The organism is Micromonospora sp. NPDC047620 (assembly GCF_043205005.1).
In the GTDB taxonomy this organism is placed as follows: Bacteria; Actinomycetota; Actinomycetes; order Mycobacteriales; family Micromonosporaceae; genus Micromonospora.
Map to the genome: position 1 here is coordinate 1 of NZ_JBIDDG010000198.1, position 1,055 is coordinate 1,055.

General features: G+C 72.6%; 1 protein-coding gene. It reads right to left on the bottom strand.

All coding sequences use genetic code 11. The features are described 5' to 3' along the window. Positions 1-91 precede the first annotated feature (91 nt). The gene (locus tag ACGF5C_RS35225) at positions 92-511 is read right to left on the bottom strand and encodes a protein-tyrosine phosphatase family protein (RefSeq protein ID WP_393308807.1); all 420 of its coding nucleotides are present in this window, start codon (positions 509-511) and stop codon (positions 92-94) included. Positions 512-1,055 lie beyond the last annotated feature (544 nt).

Sequence of the window (1,055 nt, forward strand, 5' to 3'; positions counted from 1 at the left end):
AGCGTAGAGAACTCCGATGATCAATGGCCCCGTGCCTGTCACTACCCCGGGCTCCCGTCTGCCCAGATCCCAGACCTACTGCCGGTCGCTCTTAGGCGAGGCGGCGCAGCCAGCGACGCTGCCAGGGGGTCTCCACCGCCCGTGGGCGGTAGGCGGCGCGTACCCAGTCCACGGCCCGCTCCGTCGGCAGCCCGTCGAGGATCGCCAAAGCGGCCAGCGCCGTGCCCGTGCGTCCGGTGCCGCCTTTGCAGGCCACCTCCACCCGCTCGCCGTCGCGGGCGCGACGCAGCGCCTCGGCCAGCGCGTCAACCGCGTCCGCCCGGTCGACCGGGACCCAGAAGTCCGGCCACCGGATCCGCCGGTGCGGCCACGCCGGTGCCGGCCCAGGCGCCAACAACAGGGCGAAGTCCGCAGGCGAGGCCACGTCGGCGACGCGGCGCCCGCGCACGGCCGCCCCACTCGGCAGTACGACCACACCCGGCTGATCGCGCCACTCCCGCTGCACATCCACCGGCCCATTCTGCCTCCAACGCGCCCGCTCCCCCCGCCCGCCTCGGAGCACGCACAAGGTCGTAGCGGCGTCGAACGGCACGGGTCCGCCACCGTCGCCCCACGGGAACGAACGCGGATACGAGACAGCGCCGCCCCCGGACCGGTCGGTCCGGGGGCGGCGCTGGGCGTCGGTGTGCAGGTCGCCTCTCGGCGCGTGGCGCGACGCGGCTCCAGCCGAACGGTATTCCGCGAAGGCAATTCAGGTGAGGCCCGGGGACACTGGGCACACTGACACCTCCATTCAACCAGCCGACGGCCGTCGGTGTTCCGCACCTGCCGCCTTTCCTGGCCGGCCGGCTGTCGGCTGGTGAAGATGTGTCGCTGGCCGGCGCCCGTGTCGGGTGCCGGCCAGCGATCCCCCTTGTGGTGAATGTCTGTGTGTCAGCTGTTCCAGTGTTCGGCGACCATGTCGGCGGCCTGCTGTTCCCACTGGGCGTAGTGGTCCGGGTACGCCGACACCTGCACCGTCTGCGCGGCCTCGGTCAGCGGCATGTCCTGCCACC